Genomic DNA, 16,533 nt, shown 5'->3' on the forward strand with positions numbered 1-16,533 from the left:
ATAATCGAAATGTTGAACAAATGGTTTTCAAATGTTAGCTACTCCCAGTTTTTAAGAAAATATTAATGAGGAGCATCCGATAAAAATACCCCTCTCAAAGGAGCTTTCACTGGATATCGGCTCTTTAAGACGGGCTTATAGGTATACCAAAACCGTTTACCTAATCTTCTTTTTTTTCTATTCTGAACCTGTATTTTGACTTCGGAAGACTCGCACTCAAATCCATCATTTTCAAAACCATTTTATGAAACACCTGCACTTCCTCTTCCGAAAAATCTTTTAAAAACAAGTCGTTGGTTTGCCGGATGGCCTCCCTGATAGGAGGAATTAGCGCTTTTCCTTTTGCTGTAGATACCAAGTATTGCTCTCTCCTGTCATCCGGATTTTGCTTTCTTTCCACCAGCCCTCTTTCACTTAGGTAGTCTACGATTCGCAATACGGATACTTTGTCTTTCCGTAGCCGTTTTCCCAACTCTTTTTGGGTAAGCTTCCCACAATTTTCACAAACGGTTAATAGAGGTACATGAAACCGCTCTAAGCCATGTACGGAAAGTTGCCGGGTCATTTCCCCTAAATACGCTTCTGATATACGGGCTAACAGTCCACCGTATACGATATCTTTATTCTCGTTCAAATCAGAATAGTTTCAAATGTAACTATATGCAAAGATTACTATTTATCCAAAATTTTGCAAGCTTTACCAGGATATTTAACAGTTTAACGACATAAGGTTGACGATGGGAGGAACAGCGGGAGATGAAAGGAATTACTCTTTTTGGCAATGAACCGGGGGAAATTTCAAGAAAATATTTCCCAATTTCTCCCCGTTCACAGATCTTTGAATTAATACTTTGCCGGTTGGCCTTTCTTCGGCAATGAGTGTTGGATAAACATCCGTACATCTTCATTGGCCCGGATCAAATCTTCTTTGCGCAAATACATCATATGCCCGCTTCGATACCCTTTCCAATCCATACGTTCTTGCAGGCGACCGCTTTGGTCCATATGCCACATATTGTATTTGGCATTAAAGTAATCACAAGCCCCATCGTAATATCCCGACTGCACCAAAAGGTACAAATTAGGATTTTGGGCCATGGCCTGGCGGAGGTTTTCTCCGGTATGATCGTTGGAGCGGTCCCATGGATGTACCGGGCCAAACATGTTGTATTTTAAATCAGTCTTGTAATTTAATTTCTCACGTAAATAATAATTGATAGCCGGAGTAAAGGAATGTAACCAGGAAGTCAATTCGGCATTATAATCCGGACGCTGCCCGGCAGCTTTATGGTCGATTCCTTTGTAACGGGAGTCCAATCTACCGACAGTATAGCCTTCTTCACGCAGAAGTTCTTTCCAAAAGAAAGAAGTCGAAATCATCAGGTTATGCTGCACTATTGCTTTTTCGGAAATTCCGGAATAGTGTGCCATTTGTTTCGCAATCGCTTTTTTCTCATCTGTCGACAAAGCCCCTCCTTTGGCCATAGCCGGCAGTAATTTGTGGATGGTAAACTCTTCTACTTCGGGCAATAAATCGGTCAAATCTTTCTGTTGAAGTTCGGGGGCCAGCGCTTTATGATACCAAGCCGTGGCGGCATAATACGGCAGCAAATTGGCAGATGCCACAGGTCCTTTCCGTTCAATTCCCAACCCCGTTGGGGAAACCAGAATCACTCCGTTCAAATACATCCAATGTGAGCGCTGTAACTCCATGGCTAATCCTGATACCCGGGTAGTTCCATAGCTTTCTCCAATCAGGTACTTAGGCGAACGCCAGCGGTTATTACGGGTCACAAAGGTATTGATCCATGAGGCCAGATAGTCGATATCGGCATGAATGCCAAAAAACATCTTTTGAGCATCTTTCTTCTCGATTCCTTTGGCTACCCGCGAATAACCTGTATTCACCGGATTTACAAATACAATATCGGCGACATCCAATACTGAATAGGGATTGTCTTTGATGCCATAAGGCTGAATAGGATAGCCTTCGTCATCAATTTCCAAGAGTTGTGGTCCGGTATAGGCAATATGCATCCAAACTGAAGCGGAACCGGGACCTCCGTTAAACGAGATCAATAATGGCCGGGAGCTCCGGTCTTTTATATCCGTTCTTTCATAATAGGTATAAAATAAGCCAGCCACAGGTTTGCCCTCCTTGTCCCACACAGGTTGGGTTCCGGTAGTAGCTTTGTAAGGTACCCGGTTTCCTTTTATGGTAATTTCATTCGTAGTGACTACGGTAGAATCTAAATTAAGAGACAGGTTTTGTGCTGCTAATGGAAGTGCTAAGCATATACTGATGAGGAATAAGAAGTATTTTTTCATTGTCAGATGAGTGGTTATTTGCATTGAAGTAATAATCATTTCCCTGGCGGGTGAATCAACTACATAGATAGTTGATATCCTTGCCTTTTACAAATTACTAGTCCTACACAATACAGTTAACAAGCATTAACATTGATGATGATCGAAGTTCAACGCATTTAATTTTTCAAATATATATTTGCACTTAACCAATAATCCTTCAGTTACCTTAAATACATCAACAATGACTAAACGGTTAATTCTTGCAGGAACAATTCTGATTTTTGCCGCAAGTGGTATTTGTTATTTGTTTTGGGTGCAAGAAATACAATATTCCCGGCCAACCCCTATTCCTCAAGACTATCGGGAAGTACCCGTAAGTAGCGTGCTTGATCTGCAAAGTGCAATTCGGAACCCGGAAAAGAAAGCCGTCTTTCTGCACTTCTTCAATCCGGAGTGTCCTTGTTCCCGCTTCAATACCAAACATGTCAACTATTTGATCGATCAGTACCGAAACGATGTACTCTTCAAAGTAGTGATCCCGTTTGGAGCGGATTTAACACTGGCAAAAGATTACTTTGGAGCAAACGTAGAGCTGATAGAAGATAAAGAAAACGGAAGTTTGGCCGAAACATGTGGCGTATATTCCACTCCTCAAGCCGTAATCATCGATCAAAACCAACACCTTTACTATCGCGGAAACTACAATAAATCAAGATATTGTACCCAAATAGGGTCCAATTATGCTGAGCTAGCTTTGCAATCGGTCATTGCTCAAAAGCCCTTACCAGACTTTTCGCAACTAGCCACTACTGCCTACGGTTGCCAATATTTTGATGAGAATACCTTATCCGGTTTATCAGAATTACTACTTAACTAAAAAATTTTCATTTCTCAAAACAATTGTGCTGCACAAGTAATTTGCCTGGCAAACCAGTGGATTTACCAAGATGGCAGACCGCTGGTAAAGAAACTGAAAACCTAAAAAAATCAACACTTTCAACCTTGGTAATTTATGGACCAAATGATTCAAACAACTTTCCCTGGAGACCAGAAAACTAAAATTTTCAAAAATATCTGGAAAAAAGCCGATCGTATAACAAGCTACACTTTATTGGGGTACTTTGTATTCGGATTGGCCATTGCCCCTATTTACGATACCTGGTTAATTGCCTTGGGAGTCGGTTCACTGGGTTTGTTAGCATTTTATGCAACGTACAAACTCCTGCCTGACACACAATACTATCAATATGTGGCCAGTGCCTTGTATGTAGTCTTTATGGCACAGTTCATTTATCAAATGCACGGACTGTTCGAAATGCACTTTTGGGCATTTGTGGGCTGTACACTACTGATTGTCTACCAGAACTGGAAATTGCATATTCCTCTGGCATTCCTCATTATCGCGCATCATGCAGGCTTTGCATATTTACAATATTCCGGTGTGGAGGAAGTGTATTTTACCCAGTTACAATACATGGATCTTCAGACATTTGTATTTCATGCATTATTAGCAACTCTGATTATTGCCATTTGTGCGTATTGGTCTTACGACCTCGGACGAAAAACCTTACAGGCAGGTATTCATCAACAAAAGTTGGAGCACCAACTGGCTTTGGTAAAACAAAACGTAGCTTTTGCTGAAAAAATCAGTAACGGACAATTGGACACACACTACACACTCAATGCTGTTGACGATGAATTAGGACAAGCTTTATTGACTATGCGGGACGGTTTGGTAAAGGCTGCGGAAAAAGAACAACAAGAAAAATTCATTAACCAGGGCATTGCTCAAGTAGGTGATATCCTGCGATCAGACATGCACAACCCTGAGAAGTTGTACAACCATATCGTACAGTTTTTAGCGAAATACATGGAGCTCAACCAAGTAGGTTTGTTTCAACTGGAACATGATCACTTGGCAATGAAAGCCTGCTATGCGTACGAACGGAAAAAATACTTACAAAAACGGGTGGAAATCGGAGAAGGTCTATTGGGGCAAGCTTACTTGGAAAAAGACATGATTTATATGACCGATGTGCCCAACGGATATACCCATATCACTTCCGGCTTAGGACATGCCACCCCGGGATGCATCCTCATTATGCCCTTAATGAGTAATGAAAAAGTAGTTGGCGTATTGGAAATGGCCTCTTTCAAAGTGCTGAATCAAACAGCTATTGAGTTCATCAAGAAGACCGCAGAAGCGATTGCCACTTCTTTATTGACAGTCAAAAACACTGAGTTTACTCAAAAGCTCTTGGAGCAAGCCCAGGATCAAACCGAACAAATGAGGGCACAGGAAGAAGAACTGCGTCAAAGTATGGAAGAGTTGACCGCCACACAAGAAGAAATGCATCGCAAAGCAGAAGCCAATGAAATCTACATGGAATTGATTGAGAAAAGCGGCTGGTTAATGGCCGAAATCAATCCTGAGGGAGAAGTTCAACAGATGAATGAACATCTGGCAAAAGCGTTGTCCATTGATACGCATGACCTACAAGCGTATCCTAACTTTTCCAAAGATATTGAGGGAGAGCCCAAACAAACATATTTCCAAAGACAAGTTACCTTGCAGTGCAAACGAGGAAATACGGTTTGTATCGAGGCAAATTTCAGAAAAGTATTGAATAAAGACGGTTCCGTAGCAAAGATCATTATGTTGGGAACTCAAAATGCAGCCATCCTGACAGCGGGATAATACAACATGACCGGTTTAGAGGGGAATAAGCAAAGGGTTTCAGGTTAAGAAATATTAATACTCATTGTGATAACAGATGAACTTAACAATGTTTCGCCGAAGTTGTATGAATACTTGACCTACTCTACAAGTATACACTAACATCTGTTCTCCGGTATTTCCCTAGTTGCCTATGAAGGCTTCTTGTACTTTCTTATTCTGTGTACTTTTCTCTTCTTTTGCGTTTGCTCAAGGCTATGGATGGTGGAACCAAAAACACCGTTGGGACGGTATTACTCATTGGACAAAGTATATGGTCCTCTCACCTGGCTATATGGGTCCCAATGCATTGCCGGTACCCAAAGTTTTTACGGATACGCTACACCCCCATTTCCAAATAGAAACCGGAGTAGAGGGGCATTTCAGTAAAGGGGACAATACCCGGAATGTATACACCAATGTCTACTTACCCATCGCTTCTGACAAAGTGGGCCTGGAGTTCTTCGTAATCCCCGTAGAATATTACCGCATGGATACCCTCACTCGTGATAAGAGGCGCTCCCGGGATTTTGACGGAAGAGGCTACAGTCAAGGAGATATTTATGTCACTACCTATGTGCAATTACTCAAAAACCATAAATACTGGCCCAACCTTCTGTTATCCATTGGCATCAAAACAGCCTCTGGCTCCAATTTGAAAGCAGCTCGCTTTACCGATACACCGGGGTATTTCTTTGATGTGACCTTCAGTAAAAAAATTAAAAACAAGTACTGGGGTATAAAATACCTGGTACCAATTGTCAAAGTAGGATTCTATGCCTGGCAAACCAACCGGAATGACTACCTGCAAGACGATGCGGTTGTATATGGAATTGGTTTTAAAAGTGGTCATAAATTTCTGGAGCTGGAAAGTATACTGGCAGGTTACTATGGCTATATTGGTAACGGAGATCAACCGATGGTGTACCGGCTCACCCTTCGCACTCAACTAAAGTCCATGTTTAATTTTCAAGTCAGAGGCCAACTGGGTCTCGAAGATTACAATTATACATCCATTCGTATTTCTACCCTATTCACTCCCCGTTTCAAGTAAACCCTCCTGATTATTGATCCCTTTATTCTACTCATCCTGACAGAATCATCAACAGACCATCAAACTTGCATTGATTTCACGGACTGTCCGGTCCAATTCTTTTGCCGAACATTCAATATATCGCATATAATCTTCAATATTAGAAGCCTCGCTCTCATGTTGGTATAAATTTACAACGCCTAAGATCCGGGCGATGGGCCCTCTCATTTTATGAGCATTGTGATGGGAATACTCTTGCAATTGATTCCGTTGTACACACAGTTGGTTTTCCTGTATTTGAAGTTGAGCCTTAAGCTTCTTGTTTTTGTCTTTCAACTTTGACAAATGCTTCTGCAATTTATTTTTTTCAAGGATTAGCTGTTGATTTTTCTCAAATACGGCTTGTTGGAGTTGCTGATTTTTTTGAGCTTCGCCAGTACTTTTTCTTTGGAAATTAAAAGCGACAAAGGCAATCATCAAGCACACTCCAGTGGGAAACAACCAAGGGTGGGGCATCCATTTGCTAAATTTTTCTCCTTGTGGTTGGCTGATCCAAGAAGCATAATAATACTGAGCTTCCGCCTGATACGGGTCATTGATACCCAAATGCGATTTCACTTCTTCTGCAAAAAATCCCCAAAAACAAACGAGTAAAAATAGTGGCATGAATATTTTCACAAGAGAAATAGTTAGTTAAACAAACTCAAAGGTTGACGGTGAGGACAAAATTATTGAGCATTATGCGTTTTATAAAATAGCACGAGTTAACTTTCTATGAAGGAAAGTTTAAGCCCTAAGTCCTTATCTGTTAAGAACTTGTATTTAAAATCAAAAAGCGCTTTGTTGACTTCCCTGTAAAGAAGTACCACAAAGCGCTTTAATAAATTTGATTTAATACTTTATTCCACAATTACTTCACTGACAAATAACCAAACGTTTTTGCCTTCCGCCATATGACCTTTCGGTCCTTTTCCAAAGTTACGGGCAATCACTTTCACATACCGAGCACTTAAGTCCTTCACTTCCACTCCCAACTCTTTCATCATCGTATCCGGACTCAAGGGGTCAATAGTATGTGTAGCCGCCCCCACTTTCGTAAAGTTTTCTCCGTCTGTTGACACTTGGAATTCTACTTCTTTGGGAAGAATAATCCACGCACCGGACTTTTGCAGGGCATTGATAGTCAGATGGTTGACAGGTATTTCTTTTTCCAAATCAATCACTATATCCATATCCTTCCCTTCCCAACCTTGCCAGTGTCCATCACTGTGGTTGCTGCTGCCTTTAAGGCAATCGACTAGCGTATATTCCGTTCCGGGATAACTTTTATGAGGGGCCTCTTCGTAAGTTACTTTTTTCACCGTGGCTTTGTGCAAATCAATTTTCTTACTCATTACTTTGCCCACTAACTTGCCATCTTTCACTGATACAGCCTTAATAGTGGCCGACTGCTCCAAAGCAAAAGGTTGGCTATACTTTGGGGAAGTTGTTCCAGGTTCCGAACCATCAATGGTATAATGAATGTCTACATACGATGCTTCTGTGGAAAGCGCTACGGCTACACTCTTTTTCTCAGGGTCAAAGGTGATTCCGGGTGTCACAGTATAAATGCTTTTCGCATAGTTGATTCCCTTGGCATCATAGCGTTGCAATTGAGTTTCCATCCGCCCTATAAAATCATCCCAGTTTAATTGGGCTTTAGGTGTCCAAAGAGCTTCACCCATCGCAGCCAATCGTGGAAATGCCATATATTGCAGATGTTCAAAGTTAGGAACATGTTCCGTCCAAAGGTTGGCTTGCCCTCCCAATACACGTTTTGCTTGTTCTTCGTTCATCGATTCGTGTACCGGGTCAAACTGATACACTTTGCTTAAAGGTAAGTACGCATTAAAGGCGGGTGGTTCTTGGTCTTGCGGGCCTTGGTAATAATCAAAGTAACAATGACTGGTAGGAGACATGACCACATCATGACCGTGTTCAGCCGCTTCCACTCCACCTTTAAACCCTCTCCATGACATTACCGTGGCTTTAGGTGCCAAACCTCCTTCCAAAATTTCATCCCATCCAATCAAAGTCCGGTTATTTTCATTCAAAAAAGTTTCTATTCTTTTTACAAAATAACTTTGTAACTCTTCCACATTGTTTAAACCTTCCGTTTGAATTCTTTTTTGACACTTCGCGCACCGGGCCCATTCGGTTTTGGTAGCTTCATCCCCTCCGATATGAATGTATGGAGAAGGAAACAGGGCCATTACTTCGGTCAAGACGTCTTCCAAAAAAGTAAAGGTAGCATCATTTCCGGCACAATAAATATCCGTAATCGGCCACAACCCACCGGAGGGCACGGTAACAGGTTCTCCTTTACAAGAAAATTCCGGATATGCCGCAACACCGGATGAAACGTGTGCAGGCATCTCGATTTCAGGCACTACGTTAATATACCGGCTCTTTGCATATGCAATTACTTCTTTGATATCTTCCTGTGTGTAAAAGCCCCCGTAAGTTGCCTTTTCTCCCGGTTGTTGTCTTGGGCGAGCACTCCATTGTTTATCCTCGTGATCTACCCGCCATGCACCCACTTCGGTCAACTTCGGATATTTTTTAATCTCGATACGCCATCCTTGATCGTCTATCAAATGCCAATGGAAGGTATTCATTTTGTGCATGGCCATGTAATCTATCACCTTTTTCACTTCCTCTTTTGTAAAAAAGTGACGGGATACGTCCAACATAAATCCTCTCCAGACAAAGCGGGGGGCATCGGAAATATGTATTTCGGGTACTAGCCACTTTGTATTTTCAGCCAGGCTTGTCCCTTCAATTTGTACCGGTAATAATTGTCGTAATGTCTGAATTCCATAAAAGAACCCGGCGGGTGCCGAAGCTTGCATTGTAATTAATTCAGGCGTAACGGTTAGTTCATAGGCTTCTTCTCCCATTCCTTCCTTTGTACTGAGTACTACAGCATTTTTTGTAGCTTTTTCCCCGACTTTCACTTCAGGTTCCCAGCCTGCAACCGTTTTAAACAAACCTGTCAGATGTCTGACAATTTCAACTTGCGCATCGTCTTCCACATAAAAAGAAGTCTTTGATGAAATTTGAAAAGACTTTTTCCCCAGTTCCAGTTTGAGGGGTTTGGGCACAATGTTGACTTCCTTTTCCGTAAAAGTTTTTTCATTTTGTTTTAACTCACAAGACGTTAAACAACTCCCGGCAAACAAGAGAAGTAACGCATACTTGAAAATTCTTGTAGTCATTTGTAAGTGTTTTAAATTTTTCATTTTAAGTATTGGCTAATTTACTAAGCTCTCCGCATAATGTGATCGAGTGTATCGATTTAGGTATCTCCTCTACAGGCAACAATCAACTTTTCAGAAGGTAAAAAACTAAATATAATAAAAATCTATTTATCTATATAAAATATCAATTTGATCTATAATAATTCTTACTGTAGATTTGCATGTATAAAGGATTGACAAGCGTATCAATCAAAAGTTGGAAAAAAAATTTGGAAGCAATAATTGTTTAAACTATATTTGTTGTAACAATAATCGTTCAAACGCAAATTATATAATCATGAAAAAAATACTAGCATTTTCAGGAAGTAACAGCAGCAGTTCTATCAACCAGGCTTTAGTAAAGTACACCCCAAAAATAATAGATGATGCATCGGTTCAAGTGAACGTTATTGACTTAACCGAATATCAAGCCCCCTTCTATAGTAGCGATATAGAGCAAGCAGAGGGCCACCCGGAAAACATCCTTAAATTAAAAGCTTTGATCGACTCCTATGACGGATTCATCATCTCTTTGCCTGAACATAACGGATCGTTCCCCGCCTTTTTTAAAAACACCATAGATTGGTTGTCCCGGACAGGAATGAAGTTTTTAGGAGGTAAGCCCGTATTGTTAATGAGTACATCACCTGGTAAAAACGGAGGCCGTACAGTATTGGAACATGCAGCAGGAATATTTCCATACTTAGGTGCAAACATTGTAGCCAAATACAGTTTGGGAGAGTTTCAAAAAAATTTGGTGGATGGAGAGCTGATAAATGAAGCTGAGGCCAAGCTTTTACAGGATGCCACAAATAAATTAAAAGCAGGAGTGAGAGAGGCAACAAATGTTGCTTAAACATGAAAAAAGCCTTCTTTGCGATCACAAAGAAGGCTTTTTTCATAACCATGCTTTCAAAGCATTAAGGAAATCAACAAAGAAAGCCATGAAATTCCGGCAAAGATATACGCCCAATACTGCATCTTAATCCATAGAAACGTATGTTGGGCTTTCAATTCAATCTTTTGCCCTGTATCGTTATCAACCACTACCTTTCCCGGCCGTATATTGAGCCAATAAGCCAAACACCAAATAACAATAGCAGCCAACAACAAGTCGGCCGACAAGGCCCATTTAAGCCTCGCAAAAAGTACCTCGGAAATGATGGTTAGTACTATAGGGATCACAGCTACTAAAAAGCCTAACCCGGACCAAATAATCATCATAATGTTGCATGTTATTTTAATACTCACTAGTAATAACATTACGATGAAAATGGTATTTTCTTCAGACGAAGCAGTATTATTTTCAGATAAACTTAAAAATTAGTGAACAATTACTACTTGCTCCCAGTAGAAATTATAGCGGAATTATGGATATATCGCTAGGTTTCCCCATGTTCTCATTTCTTTTGATCAACGGTCTTCAATCAAGTAGTGGATTGCATTTGTTGAAGGTTATGATAAATACCGGATTGGTATTGCATCAATTCATCATGAGTTCCTCTTTCCACTATTTCTCCGTCTTTCACTACCAATATCACATCCGCATCTTGGATAGTACTCAACCGGTGAGCAATCACCAATGATGTCCTGTTTTTCATCAAATGCGTAATGGCTTCTTGTACCAGTTTTTCAGATTCGGTATCCAGTGCCGAAGTTGCTTCGTCCAGTATTAATATTGGAGGGTTTTTAAATATCGCCCGGGCGATGCTTAAGCGTTGCCTTTGCCCTCCGGAAAGCTTTGCCCCCCGGTCACCAATTACGGTATCATATCCCTTTTCCGTTTGCATGATAAAATCGTGGGCATTGGCAATTTTGGCAGCCTGAATCACATCTTCCAATTTGGCATTGGGATCTCCGTAGGCAATATTGTTAAAAATAGAGTCGTGAAATAAGATCGACTCTTGCGTGACGACTCCTAATTGTTTCCTTAAAGAATGTAAAGAGTAGGTATTTACATCTTCGCCATCAATCAATATGGAACCGCTTTTCGGTTCATAAAACCTTGGGATCAAATCGGCAATAGTGGATTTCCCCCCACCTGAAGTTCCTACCAAGGCGACTGTTTTCCCTTTGGGAATACTTAGATCAATCCCCTTCAAAACTTCTTTTTCATCATAGGCAAAGCGAACATCTCTAAACTCAATATTGTGGTCAAAACGCTCCAACTCCTTACAAGAAGGGTGATCTTGTATGGCCGAGGGTATTTCCAAAAAGTCCAGTGTTCTCTCCCCTGCGGCCAATCCTCTTTGAATGGTTCCGATAGCAGCTGAAAGGGTTTTGGCAGGATTAAGTACTTGTGTAAATAAGATGATATAGCCTATAAACTGACTAGGTTCCAAAGAAGACTGATTGCCTAACACCAAAGATCCTCCATAATACAATAACACCGCAACAAAGAAGACACCCATCACCTCGGAAAAAGGGGAGGCAAGCTCTCTCCGGTTAGCTTCCTTGACAAAGGACTGCACATACCGGTTGTTTTCCTGTTGGAATTTTTTGCGGAAGAAGGGTTCTCCATTAAATGCTTTTACTACTCTCATTCCTCCAATGGTCTCATCCAACACACTGACTAAATCCGCAGAAACTTCCTGTACCCGGTGTGAATGCCGTTTCAATTTTTTAGCAATATAGGAAATCCCCCCTCCTGAGATAGGAATGATTGCCAAAGTAAAAAAGGTCAATTCGGGAGAGATAGCAAACAAAGAGGCAAAAAAGACAATCAGGTTGACCGATTCTCTAAAAAAAGTAGTGATGGATTGAGTAATGGATTGTTCTACTACCAACACATCGTTTGTTGCTCTGGAAATAATATCGCCTTTCCGCTGATTTGTAAAGAAACCGATGTCCATTTCCAACACCTTTGCATAAATTGCCTTCCGGATATTAGCTGTTGTTTTGGCTCTCAACCGTTCACTCATACGCTTGGCTATGTACCGAAATGTATTTGCCAGTAAAGAGGCCACAATCACGACTATACAAAGAGCGAAAAGAGCTTGCAGTTGGCCATGTTTGTGTATAATACTTCCAAACTCTTGATAAAAATACCCGGTAATAAACTCTTTGGAAAGCTCGAAATCTTGTAAACTAAGAGTCGTCTCAGCCACAGGTTTCATCGTTCCAAAAAGTATTTCCAGCAAAGGCATTAGAATCGCAAAATTTGCCAAACTGAAAATACTGGCCAAGGTAATCAACACCAAATAAGGGGCTAAAAAAGGCCCTATGGGTTTGGCAAATTCAATGAGTCTTAAATATGTTTTCATTGATTGAATGTCTTTATTTTTAACCTGGTTCTTCCACTTGAAAAGCGTTGATTCATTCTCTACCCCTTCAAGAAATTTTCAAATTCAGTTATTCTATCCTCAATTCGAAATCTATCTTTCACACTTTTCTTACCTGTTTCGCCCAATTGTTGCCGCAAAGCCGGGTTTTCAATTAATAGTTGTGTTTTTTGGGTAAAAGCTTCTACATCCGGATACTCCACCAAAAATCCGGTTTTATCTTTTAACACGATTTCAGGATTACTCGTAATATTGAAAGCCACTATCGGTTTAGATTGCATCATGGCTTCTACCAGTACATAACCAAACCCTTCCCATATGGATGTTAATAAAAAGATATCAATGGAATTCATATAGCTTTCCATATCTTCCACAAAGCCCAATAAAAAGACTTCATTTTGCAGGTTATTCTCCGCAATCAACGCCTCCAACTCTTCCTGCATCTCACCGCTACCGGCAATAAATAAGCTAAACTCAATATTCTTCTCCTTCAGTGCTTTTGCTATTTCTATTAGATATTTCTGGCCTTTTTGGGCTGTCAAACGTCCTGCATTTCCCAAAACAATCCCTTTACGATGCTGGCGTATCGCATCGATCTGTCCTGGCTGATGAGGATTTGTGTCATCGATTTTCACGCCATTATAAATTACTTTGATCTTGTTGGCATCAATGTAATCCGAAAGGTTTTGCAGAATGGTTCTTTTGGTCTCTTGAGAGTTTGCCAAGATATGCGTTAAAATATCTCGAAATATAATTCGATTAACCAGTCGGTTTTTGACAGGGGCTGCCAACCCTCTTCGATAGGCAATATTAGGAACCTTGGCTAATTTGGCAGTAAGTCCACCTAATTTTAAATCTTGAGAAGTTGAAAAAACGACTGCCTCAATTTGTTCTCTTTGAAAAAAGCGAACCAATTTGAGCACTTTGAAAGGGTTTAAGGCCGACAACATGTTGACACTTACGTTGAATTGTGGTAAGCCATGCTCTCTAGCCTTTTGGGATAACACAGAATCTTTATCACAGACCACAAAAACGTTGTATCCCTTTTTTTTAAACCCTAGCGCATAATCAAAATAGAACCTTTCTCCCCCCCCCCAAAATTTTACGCTATTAAAGAAACAAACATTTCTCATCATAAATCATATTAAAAAATGCCATAAACCAATGCCATCGATACAATTTTCTCTACATATATTGAGTATTTTACGGTTCCCAAAGAACCATAAAACACATATGGTATATGGCTATATATTCTCAATTTATTGTAAACACTACTTTCCATTCTTTTGCAACATGTAGAGTTTTATGTACTTAAGAAAGGTATCATAAAAAGACATTACTGAGATGATTAACCCTGAGGTCCCATCCATAAAACCTCTTTTGAAAAAATATTTGGAAATGAATTTTCCAATCGCATGAACAAACACTCCTAACAAGGAGGTTCGCTTGCCTTTCTTAAACTTCTCTTTTGCTACTATTTCCGAAAATTTATTGATTTGCTCCACATGCTCCGCGATGGAGTGATAGGTATGATGCAAAAGATCTCCCTGTAATAGCCCGGTAGAACTTCCATCTTTAAGCAGGAATTTGTCATGAGGATTTTCCCCGCCCCAATGGCCTTTGTGTCGATTCCACAAGCGCAACTTTCTATCGGGATACCAAATGTAATGCATCCACTTGCCACAATAACTGGTCAGGCGGTTCATCCAATATCCATCCATTACTTCTTCTGCCGTTTTCAACTCTAGAATATTCGCTTCTAATTCGGATGAGAGGGCTTCATCCGCATCCAAAGACAATACATAATCGTATGTGGCCTGACCGGTTGCCCAATTTTTTTGTTGAATATGTCCTTCAAATGGGTTAGTAATAAATCGAACCTTATATTTTGCACAGATCTCTTCAGTCCGGTCTGTAGAAAAAGAATCTACTACCAGTATTTCATCTGCTACGTTTTGTAAAGATTGTAAACAACGCTCTATATTCTTCTCCTCATTATAAGTAATTACTACGGCAGATAGCTTCATTACAGATAGATATGTAGTTCGAGAAATTCAAGAGTGCAAAACTAATTGAAATAAAGAAGGAAAGGGATGCTTTTAGGGGGAAACTTTCCCCCTTCGGTTAAAGAGCCATCTTAAATTAACAATGAAGTGGTTTAAACTTATCGTTTTTGACCGAAAATGGAATCAAAATCGGTTCATCAAGGCACTTTTTGAAGAGAATAGCCAAAGCTATTATTGAAAAAGGTAACACAGAGGAGGCGTTTTTGAAACATTTTTCAGGAAAAAGAAAAAGTTTAATTCATTTCAATGGCAGAATAGTAATTAAGGGTCATTTCTTTTGATAGACCCGGATTTCTTCTTCTTGGAAGATACATCGATAGTTTCCGTATTCCAGAGGTAATGGAAGTTTGTTCAACAAATCCTCATCAATGAGGATAGCCTGAATTTCTTTTTGCTCCATGTCTTTAAAAAAAGCCTCTGTTGTCAATGGTTCTCCGGTATACTTTTCATATAATGCCACGTAATAGTGTTGTCCCATTATCCGGAAGTTCTCAATTTCGTTAAACACAAAAGGCATTACCGCCATTACATTCCCCCCTTTTTCACCCATGTATTGAGTAATTTGCTGGTTGTAAGCAGGTTGGTTTTTATTTTTCAAAAAAAGTATTGAAGCACTTACCAATCCATTTAAGAAGTATAGTCCCAATAATACAGTTACACCTTTCTTCCAGTTTGCAGCAACTTGCAAATAGATATTTTCTAAGGCAAAAGCCACTAATATTAATAATTGAGGCAAATAAAGCAGCATATATTTACTGGTTTTTATATCATGTAAAACAGCCAGACTGAAAGAAATTATTATTACATACATCAACTCCAGGCGTTTATGATAAAAAATGGATTTCCATCTCAAAGCCAAGACAGGAATAACCAGAAGACTGATACCGATTTCCCGAGGACTGTGAAAAAACCGTTTATGCTCTTCCAATAGATTTAGAACCAGCCCCCACGAACCTCTTTTTTCAACTGCTGGGTCATTGTTAAATTGGGATAAATACGGTTCCCAGGCATTTGCTTGGTATACATCAAGAAAATAAAGAGCCGCAACAGGTGTAGCAATACCACCGAATAATAAAGCGGGGCCAATTTTACGGTAAAGCAACAAAGTGAGCCCTCCAGCCCCAATATATACCAAGCCGTTAAGGTGTGTATAAAAGCATAAGCCGGCTAATCCGGCACTCAGCAATAAATGGATCCATTTTGATGATTCAAGATATTTCTTCAGAAAAAAGAAAGAAAGAAAACCCAAGCTCATTAACATCACTTCCGGCCGATATACAAACACATACTCAATGAATACCGGATTGGACACTAAAAGGGCACTAAAAAGTAAACATTGGGTTTGAGAGGAGTTTTTATAATACCTGAACACAAAAATGAAGAAAATCAAACTATAAAGTAATCCAATGGATTTGAGGACATATGGTGACCACCCGAAAAGCGAGATTAACCACGCTCCGTTCAAAACAAAAAACTTGTGATAAACAAATAATTGACTTTCATAATCCAACAGGCCCCGGAAAAGCTCCGAACGCACCACTCCCTCCTTGGCTAGCCAGTAAGCATGTTCACCCAACCAAACATCATCCAAATGAATGGCTCTATGATAAAATGTAATCAGTAAGGTGGTTGTGAAGATAAATAGTATAGAAAAAATAATCTTGTTACTTGGCATTGTTAGTTGTTTATAATTGAGAAGTGACATGTCGGATAGCTAGTAATAAACCTAGCTTTATACCCACAAACGAAACATAAGTATTTTAGTTAGTTCCAAATTTAACTACAGCAAATATTGGCTCTGGTATATTTTCTACTCTCGATCAATTACATTTTCAAAACCATATTAGGT

At 40.0% G+C, this 16,533-nt stretch carries 13 protein-coding genes; 4 read left to right on the forward strand and 9 right to left on the reverse strand.

Annotated features, from left to right (window positions below; translation table 11 throughout):
• Positions 1–160: 160 nt before the first annotated feature.
• Together AAG747_RS05870 and AAG747_RS05875 are read right to left on the reverse strand one after the other, a co-directional pair.
• Complete coding sequence (locus AAG747_RS05870) at positions 161–634, reverse strand: MarR family winged helix-turn-helix transcriptional regulator (protein WP_346820211.1); 474 nt, start codon at positions 632–634, stop codon at positions 161–163.
• Between the two features lie 209 nt (positions 635–843).
• On the reverse strand, positions 844–2,328 hold the full coding sequence (locus AAG747_RS05875; RefSeq protein ID WP_346820212.1) for a S10 family peptidase: 1,485 nt from the start codon (positions 2,326–2,328) through the stop codon (positions 844–846).
• A 223-nt stretch (positions 2,329–2,551) separates the two neighbouring features.
• Between AAG747_RS05875 and AAG747_RS05880 the strand changes: the two genes are divergently transcribed.
• The 3 genes from AAG747_RS05880 to AAG747_RS05890 all read left to right on the forward strand — a co-directional run bounded on the left by AAG747_RS05880 (position 2,552) and on the right by AAG747_RS05890 (position 6,080).
• Complete coding sequence (locus AAG747_RS05880) at positions 2,552–3,187, forward strand: DUF6436 domain-containing protein (RefSeq protein ID WP_346820213.1); 636 nt, start codon at positions 2,552–2,554, stop codon at positions 3,185–3,187.
• Between the two features lie 135 nt (positions 3,188–3,322).
• Positions 3,323–5,008, forward strand: coding sequence for a GAF domain-containing protein (locus AAG747_RS05885; protein WP_346820214.1), 1,686 nt, complete (start codon positions 3,323–3,325; stop codon positions 5,006–5,008).
• Positions 5,009–5,180: 172 nt separating this feature from the next.
• On the forward strand, positions 5,181–6,080 hold the full coding sequence (locus AAG747_RS05890; protein WP_346820215.1) for a hypothetical protein: 900 nt from the start codon (positions 5,181–5,183) through the stop codon (positions 6,078–6,080).
• A 48-nt stretch (positions 6,081–6,128) separates the two neighbouring features.
• On the opposite strand, the gene AAG747_RS05895 is transcribed toward AAG747_RS05890, so the two are convergent.
• Positions 6,129–6,725 (reverse strand): hypothetical protein, encoded by a 597-nt coding sequence (locus AAG747_RS05895; RefSeq protein ID WP_346820216.1) that lies wholly within the window; start codon positions 6,723–6,725, stop codon positions 6,129–6,131.
• Between the two features lie 233 nt (positions 6,726–6,958).
• Entirely contained in the window at positions 6,959–9,316 is a 2,358-nt protein-coding gene (locus AAG747_RS05900) for a glycoside hydrolase family 20 protein (RefSeq protein ID WP_346820217.1), read from the reverse strand.
• A 319-nt stretch (positions 9,317–9,635) separates the two neighbouring features.
• Here AAG747_RS05900 and AAG747_RS05905 point away from each other — a divergent pair, with 319 nt between their 5' ends.
• Positions 9,636–10,193: an NADPH-dependent FMN reductase gene (locus tag AAG747_RS05905; RefSeq protein ID WP_346820218.1), complete on the forward strand. Its 558-nt coding sequence runs from the start codon at positions 9,636–9,638 to the stop codon at positions 10,191–10,193.
• A 56-nt stretch (positions 10,194–10,249) separates the two neighbouring features.
• On the opposite strand, the gene AAG747_RS05910 is transcribed toward AAG747_RS05905, so the two are convergent.
• The 5 genes from AAG747_RS05910 to AAG747_RS05930 form a co-directional block, all read right to left on the reverse strand.
• Entirely contained in the window at positions 10,250–10,561 is a 312-nt protein-coding gene (locus AAG747_RS05910; protein ID WP_346820219.1) for a hypothetical protein, read from the reverse strand.
• 203 nt (positions 10,562–10,764) lie between these two features.
• Complete coding sequence (locus AAG747_RS05915; RefSeq protein WP_346820220.1) at positions 10,765–12,600, reverse strand: ABC transporter ATP-binding protein; 1,836 nt, start codon at positions 12,598–12,600, stop codon at positions 10,765–10,767.
• Positions 12,601–12,659: 59 nt separating this feature from the next.
• Positions 12,660–13,754 carry a glycosyltransferase family 4 protein gene (locus AAG747_RS05920; RefSeq protein ID WP_346820221.1) on the reverse strand — a complete coding sequence of 365 codons (1,095 nt, stop codon included), beginning with the start codon at positions 13,752–13,754 and terminating at the stop codon, positions 12,660–12,662.
• Positions 13,755–13,889: 135 nt separating this feature from the next.
• Positions 13,890–14,645, reverse strand: coding sequence for a glycosyltransferase family 2 protein (locus AAG747_RS05925; protein WP_346820222.1), 756 nt, complete (start codon positions 14,643–14,645; stop codon positions 13,890–13,892).
• Between the two features lie 307 nt (positions 14,646–14,952).
• Positions 14,953–16,359, reverse strand: coding sequence for a glycosyltransferase family 39 protein (locus tag AAG747_RS05930; RefSeq protein ID WP_346820223.1), 1,407 nt, complete (start codon positions 16,357–16,359; stop codon positions 14,953–14,955).
• Positions 16,360–16,533 lie beyond the last annotated feature (174 nt).

This window comes from Rapidithrix thailandica (assembly GCF_039710355.1).
Taxonomy (GTDB): Bacteria; Bacteroidota; Bacteroidia; order Cytophagales; family Flammeovirgaceae; genus Rapidithrix; species Rapidithrix thailandica.